The sequence below is a fragment of the uncultured Empedobacter sp. genome (genome assembly GCF_937930195.1).
GTDB lineage: Bacteria > Bacteroidota > Bacteroidia > Flavobacteriales > Weeksellaceae > Empedobacter > Empedobacter stercoris.
Genome location: NZ_CALGVK010000083.1, coordinates 1 through 7410 on the forward strand (window position 1 = coordinate 1; position 7410 = coordinate 7410).

The following is a 7410-nucleotide window of genomic DNA, read 5'->3' on the forward strand; positions in this document are numbered from 1 at the left end:
CCAAGATCTATTACCCAATCGGCAACTTTAATAATATCCATATTGTGCTCAATCACAAAAACTGAATGTCCCAAATTAATCAATGCTCGTAAAGCCTTGATTAATTTCTGAATATCATGAAAATGCAAACCAGTAGACGGTTCATCAAAAATAAACAAGGTTTTATTCGTGGTTTCTCCTTTTGTCAAGAAAAAAGCCAATTTTACACGCTGCGCTTCTCCGCCTGAAAGCGTATTCGACGATTGACCTAACTTCACGTAACCTAAACCAACATCTTGCAAAGGCTTTAACTTCTCTACAATTTTATTTTGTTGATGTGCTGCAAAAAAATCGATAGCTTCATCAATTGTTAAATTCAAAATATCTGAAATTGACTTTCCTTCAAACTTAACTTCTAAAATTTCTTTCTTGAAACGTTCTCCATGACAATCTTCACAAACCAACTCAACATCCGCCATAAATTGCATTTCGATCGTAATTGTTCCTTCTCCTTTACAAGCATCGCAACGTCCACCATCTACGTTAAACGAAAAATGTTTGGGCTGAAATCCCATCACTTTACTCGCTTTTTGTGATGCAAATAAATTTCGAATATCGTCATAAGCTTTCACATAAGTCACAGGGTTTGAACGCGATGATTTCCCAATTGGATTTTGATCAATTAACTCGATTCCTTCTAACTGTTTCAAATCACCAACTAAATCATCAAAATCACCAATTTTATTCCCATAGATTTCAAAATGACGCTGAACAGCTGGTGCTAAAATATCTTTCATTAACGTTGATTTCCCTGAACCAGAAACTCCTGTAATCACAGTTAATTCGTTTAGTGGAAATTTAACATCAATATTCTTTAAATTATTTTCTCGTGCACCTATAATTTTCAAATAATTAGGTGAATTTAAACGGTTCTTAGGAACTTCAATTGCTAATTTCCCATTCAAATATTTAGATGTCAAGGTATCAGCTTTTATCAATTCGTCATAAGTTCCTTCAAACACGACCTCTCCTCCATTTGTTCCAGCTTCTGGACCAATATCAATAATATAATCCGCAGCTTTCATGATATCTTCATCATGTTCCACCACAATTACTGTATTTCCTAAATCACGTAAACGATGTAAAATCGTGATAAACTTTTCCGTATCTCGCGAATGTAAACCAATCGAAGGTTCGTCTAAAACGTACATCGATCCAACCAAACTGCTTCCTAACGAAGTTGCTAAATTGATACGTTGCGATTCTCCTCCAGACAATGTATTTGACGCACGGTTGAGCGATAAATATTCTAAACCAACATCCAATAGGAAAGTTAAACGAGATTTTATTTCATAAATAATTCGACCAGCGATTTGCTGATCATATTCATTAAATTGAATACTTGTAAAAAAATCATTCAATTCATTTAACGGTAAATCAACTAAATCACTGATTGATTTATCTGCAATTTTCACAAAATTAGTTTCTTTGCGTAATCGTTTTCCTTTACACGTCGGACAAGTTGTTTTTCCTCTGTAACGAGACAACATCACACGGTATTGAATTTTATAGGTGTTTTCTTCAACCATTTTAAAGAAACCGTCTAATCCTTCCCAATTCAAATCACCTCGCCACAAATACTCTTTTTGTTCTTCTGATAATTCAAAATAAGGTTTGTGAATAGGAAAGTCGACTTGTTGTGATTGCTTAATAAAATGATTTTTCCATTCGCTCATCTTCTCTCCTTTCCATGCAACCACCGCATCTTCGTAAATAGATAACGATTTATTTGGTACGACAAGATTTTCTTCAATCCCAATTACTTTCCCGTAACCTTCACAAGTTGGACAAGCACCATAAGGATTGTTGAAACTAAAGAAATGAATGTTTGGTTCATTAAAAATCAAGCCATCAGATTCGAATTTATTTGAAAAATATTTAACTGAATTATGATCTATATTTACAACTGCAATGTCTCCTTTTCCTTCGAAAAAAGCAGTTTCGATAGAGTCTGCCAAACGATGATAAAAAGATTCTTCGTCTTCTGTAGGTAATGCAATACGATCAATGACTAAATGAACATCATTTTCGGGTTGAGGCTCAAAGTTAAACGAAATTAAATCTTCAATTTTGACTTGATTTCCATCTACACTTAAACGTGTAAACCCTTGTTGTTGAAGAATATTTAAATGTTCAGAAAACGTACGTTCTTCTGGAACAACCAATTTAATTTGAAGAATAAATTTTGTTTCGGCTTCAAAAGTTTTCAAATAATCCACAACATCCGTCACCGAATCTTTCTGAACTAATTCTCCTGTAATCGGTGAATATGTTTTTCCAATTCGGGCATATAATAATTTCAAATAATCGTAAATCTCTGTTGTTGTACCAACTGTAGAACGTGGATTGGTTGAATTTACTTTCTGTTGTATCGCAATCGCCGGAGCTATTCCTTTGATATAATCAACTTGTGGTTTATCTAATTTTCCTAAAAATTGACGCGCATAAGACGACAAACTTTCAACATAACGACGCTGACCTTCTGCATACAATGTGTCAAAAGCCAACGTAGATTTTCCAGAACCAGACATTCCAGTAATCACAACCAATTTATTTTTTGGTATCGCTAAATCAATATTCTTTAGATTGTGCAACTTTGCACCTTTTATTAGGATAAATTCCTTTGAATCGAGTTGATTGATATCTTTTTTCATCGTGGCGCAAAGTTAATGTATTTTGGAAAGTTATTGTACTGACTACTCTAAAAGAAACCGTATTTTTTAAAAAATAAAAACGCATTAAATAATTAACGCGCTTTTTCAATAAAAAAATAAAAATTTATTCCTGAAATAACAAATAATTTTCTTCGTTTAATTTCTGATATCCAACATCGTACACATAAAAAATTGTGCCATTTTTAGATTCATCAACATTCGTAATGTATCTAAAATCAAAGTTCCTTAGACTAAGTTCATTTTTATCCACCGAACGAATACCTTCTTCTAACAAAGATTTTAAAATTCGGTTATTCTTTCTTAATCGATTATTAATATTTCTTACAATCTCTACTTTGTCTCGGTTCAGATTGTTGTTATAAGAATTTCGACAAAAGTCATTGCAAAACTTTTTGTCTTTGCGACCAAAAAGTGTTTGGTTACATTGAAGACATGTATTCATAAGATAGATTTTAGGTGTTGTTACTACAAATATATAAAAAAAGTACATCAATTTACAAATAATTAATCTTATATTGCTTTTACGCCAAATCAAAGTATTAATTATTTGTTAAATGTTTTGAAAGTTATTTATTATTTTTGCTTAAATTATATTGATTTTGAAATTTTTAAACAAATTACCTGATCCTTTTATCCTTTTTTTATTTATAGCTATTTTAGTTGCTTACATATACCCAAATATTAGTTTGTGGTCGTACAGCAATATTAACCTTAATACAATAATAGATATAGGTATTATTTTAGTTTTCTTTTTTTATGGGTTAAAATTAAATTGGAAAGATTTTTTCAAGGACTTGTCCAACTGGAAAATGCATTTATTAATCCAGTCTATAACGTTTATATTTTTTCCAATACTTGTTCTTTGTTTCTATCCACTCATTAAGAACTATCCTGCATATTTCACACTTTATGTCGCTATTTTTTATCTTGCGGCTTTGCCAAGTACTGTTTCTTCATCTGTAGTAATGGTTTCTATTGCAAAAGGAAATATACCCAGTGCCATTTTTAATGCGAGTATCTCTGGTTTAATCGGTATTATTATCACACCGCTTTGGATGAGTTTATTTTTATCAAAAAGTGATGGAGAATTTGATTTATTAGGAATTTTTTTAGATTTGGTTCTAAAAATTATTTTACCTGTTATTATTGGTGCTTTATCTCAACCTTTTTTGGGTAATTTCTATCATAAATACAAAAAACAATTTTCTAACTTAGATAAGTTAACCATCATTTTAATTGTCTACAATAGTTTTAGTCACACATTTTTAGATGGAATTTTTGACAAATTAGGCTTGATTCCTCTTTTAATTGTTTTCGTTGTAGTGGTTACTTTATTTTTTATGTTTTTTAATTTTTCTAAATGGATCGCACTAAAAATGAATTTTAATCGAGAAGATGATATTACAATTCAATTTTGTGCAACCAAAAAATCGTTGGTTCATGGCTCGGTAATTGCTGCAGTTATTTTTTCTGGTGACATCGGTATATACTTGATTCCAATTATGCTTTACCATACTTTTCAATTAATTTATATTAGTTTTATAGCCAATCAATATGCAAAAGAAGTTGAATAAAACCATCATTTCGTTTTTAGTATTAATTGCACAAATTATTCTCTTTTCTGTACTATTCTTATCTGATAATTTCATTGATTTTATCGTTCAAAGGATAACATTCCCCCTATCTGCTTTTGTAGCTAAAATGACCAATTCTGTTCAATTACCATTAGGTGATATTTTTTATTTAATGATTGGTATTCTTGGTTTCTTTCTTATACTCAGAGTGATTAGAAGTTTTTTTTACAAAAATCGTGAAACTTCAAAATCTATTTATCATCTATTGATTTTTGTAAATAGCTTCTATTTTATTTACATATTCGCTTGGGGAGTTATGTATAAAAAAGACACATTAACTTTTCATCAAAAAGAAATTGCAATTCAACCAAAAATTCTAAAAGAAATTTATTGTATCGAATTAGACAAAGCAATTATTGCCCGTAATAAAATAGAACACAATGATTCTACAACAACCATTCAGTTTAAATCTAATCTCAATGATTATAATGAAGAATTTTACTCACTACAATCTTCTATAAAAGATTTGAAATGGTTGAAAAATTATCGATTGTTAGAAAATGTTCATTTCAAATTATCTTGGATTTCGAAAATGCAAAATTATATGGGGATTTTAGGCTATTACAATCCTTTTACAGTTGAAGCAAACCTGAATCGTTACAATACAAATCTAAAACAACCTGCTACTCTTTTTCACGAATATGGTCATCAAATGGGATTTGCATCAGAAAGTGAAGCAAATTTTTTAGCTTATTATTTAGGCTCAAAATCGAAGAATCCCGAAATTAATTATTCTATTTATTATAAAAGTATTTATACGCTTTTGGGTGCAATTTACAAGTCTGATCCTTATTTTGTAAAAATGGAATTGAATAATATGTATCCAAAAATCAAGCTTGATCGTCAAGCAGAATTAAATCATTATTTAAAATATGAAGGAAAAGCAAGTGATACGTTTTCAGAATTAAATAATCAATTCTTAAAAGCAAATAATCAAGAAGGAACAATAAGTTACAACAAGTATGTAGAATTGATTTACATTTTATACCAAACAAAAAAGCGAAATCAATAAGATTTCGCTTTTTGTTTATTAATTAGAATTTATTTCCAAATATATTTTTCACCTAAACTCAAAGTAGATTTGATTACATAGTTTCCTTCATTATTCTTCTCTGTCAAAACCAAAATTGGATAATATTCACCCGCAGGAACTAACTTTGTGATGTTAGTTGTAAAATCAAGATTACTTAATTTTGTTAAAGCGGCAACCGGAGTAATATCAAAATTAAGCAATTCAAATCCATCTATTTTTTTTGCATCTGTAATATTTTGTTTTGAAAAATAGACTAATAATTTCAAGTCATTTGTTGGTTTAGAATCTAAATTCTGAATAGAATTATTAATACCATCAACTGTAACCATTAATGTATTAAAATCAATTTCTAATTTCCAAACACCAGCTAATTTTACTTTTTTGTTTGCATTTTCAATAGCTAATGAACTCTCTACGGGAATATAAATATCTGATAAAGTTGCGTCAATATTTTTTGTAGAAGCTAATGTATTTTTCTCCGTTAATTGTGGTAAACTAGCATCATCAATTACTTTATCAATCATAATATCATTCGATTGTAATGATATTTTATTATTTAAAATCTTGTAGTTTAAAACATTGCTTGTTTCTCTCTCTTTCAATAATAAAATTGGTGTATAATCTCCATCTGCTAATTTCTGGATATCTGCTGCTTTAAAAGTTACATTTACATTATTAAAACTTGTTCCATTCCCTTCCAGAGTTCCTAATTGGGCATTTGTTGTGATTTTGTTAGGTAAATCATACAAATCCAACGAAGATTTTGAAGGAACAAAATATAAATCAAAAAATAAAGTTTGACTAGTTTTATCTGAATAGTTAGTCAATTTTCCGCCAGAAATTTTGTAATTAGAAGTAGTTACATCATTTGAAATATTCCAAACTCCATCAAAAGAATAATCTTTATTAATAGTCGTTGGAAGATTTGTAATGTTAATGTTTTCCTGTTGAGCAGAAACAAAGCTACTCGACATTATGGCTGCACTAAAAAATAATTTAGTAAAAATATTCATAGGTTATACTTTAAGCTTTCCTACAAAAATAAGAATTATATTTACAAAAAAGTGCTTAAAATCGGATATTTTTAAAATAAAAAGATATCTATTAATTTTGATTCTTTAATTTTGTGGTGAATTAAAGAATTATGACTAAAATTTACCCAAAAGACACTGATCAGTTTGATGATTTCGTTCACAAAGAAACAACAACATTTGAAGAGTTAACTGTTTTTGATCGCAATAATTTAGCACCAATATCTATTAATGATCAATTTGGCTTAATCGATAAAACTGGAAATGTAATTATTCCTTTTGAGTACCAGAAATTAGTTCTCACAACGGTTAATGCATATAGTGCTCAGAAAAACGAAAAATGGGGATTTATAACCAAGTCTAACCAAGTTTTGATTCCGTTTGAGTATGAATTATCAAGTGATTTTATTGAGAATATTTGTGCTGTAAAAAAAGACGGAAAATGGGGATTTATTGATTTATTGAATCAAGTAATTATTCCGTTTGAATATGATGGTTGTACCGATTTTAGAGCTGGTTTGGCTGGAGTAGAAAAAGATGGAAAATGGGGAATGATTGACAAAAACAATCAATTAATTATTGATTTTCAATACGAATATTTAACACCTGTTGATCAAAATTTTGCAACTTTTGGAGAATCAACTTCTTTGAAAATTGAACGTCCTGATGTGTTGGCTTATTTTCCTTATTTTTTATCCAAAGAAAATTATTTGATGCATTTTGGTTTAATTTCGACTACAAATGAAAAAATTTTAGAACCGATTTCTGAATTGCCTATTTTAGAAAGTTTCGAAAATCAACCTGTTGTTCGTCAAAATTATCAATTAGGGTATCTGAAAGATGGAAAAGATTTTGTAAAATTTGATCAATTTAAGATAGATCCTTATGAAGAAAAAATATTAACACAATTAGGTGTTATGAAATAAAAAAAATGCGACCTTTCTTACACTGCCCCCAAAAAGTTAGACACTTTTGGGGGCATTTTTTATGGCAAGAAA

The 7410-nt window shown here is 29.4% G+C and carries 6 protein-coding genes; 3 read left to right on the forward strand and 3 right to left on the reverse strand.

Translation table 11 applies throughout. From position 1 onward, the window contains the following. Positions 1 to 2693 (reverse strand): excinuclease ABC subunit UvrA (gene uvrA, locus Q0616_RS05225; protein WP_298775581.1); only part of this gene is annotated, 2693 nt, incomplete at its 3' end. A 124-nt stretch (positions 2694 to 2817) separates the two neighbouring features. Then, positions 2818 to 3156: a hypothetical protein gene (locus tag Q0616_RS05230; RefSeq protein ID WP_171623612.1), complete on the reverse strand. Its 339-nt coding sequence runs from the start codon at positions 3154 to 3156 to the stop codon at positions 2818 to 2820. Between the two features lie 157 nt (positions 3157 to 3313). On the opposite strand from Q0616_RS05230, the gene Q0616_RS05235 reads away from it, so the two are divergent. Both Q0616_RS05235 and Q0616_RS05240 read left to right on the forward strand, forming a co-directional pair. Next, positions 3314 to 4288: a bile acid:sodium symporter family protein gene (locus tag Q0616_RS05235; RefSeq protein WP_260542915.1), complete on the forward strand. Its 975-nt coding sequence runs from the start codon at positions 3314 to 3316 to the stop codon at positions 4286 to 4288. Further along, complete coding sequence (locus Q0616_RS05240; RefSeq protein WP_298775584.1) at positions 4269 to 5360, forward strand: DUF3810 family protein; 1092 nt, start codon at positions 4269 to 4271, stop codon at positions 5358 to 5360. The genes Q0616_RS05235 and Q0616_RS05240 overlap by 20 nt, the downstream gene beginning before the upstream one ends. A gap of 29 nt (positions 5361 to 5389) precedes the next feature. Here the strand turns inward: Q0616_RS05240 and Q0616_RS05245 are convergent, their stop codons facing one another. Then, entirely contained in the window at positions 5390 to 6394 is a 1005-nt protein-coding gene (locus Q0616_RS05245) for a hypothetical protein (protein WP_260542909.1), read from the reverse strand. A gap of 131 nt (positions 6395 to 6525) precedes the next feature. Here Q0616_RS05245 and Q0616_RS05250 point away from each other — a divergent pair, with 131 nt between their 5' ends. Then, entirely contained in the window at positions 6526 to 7338 is an 813-nt protein-coding gene (locus tag Q0616_RS05250) for a WG repeat-containing protein (protein ID WP_260542907.1), read from the forward strand. The last annotated feature ends 72 nt before the right edge of the window (positions 7339 to 7410 follow it).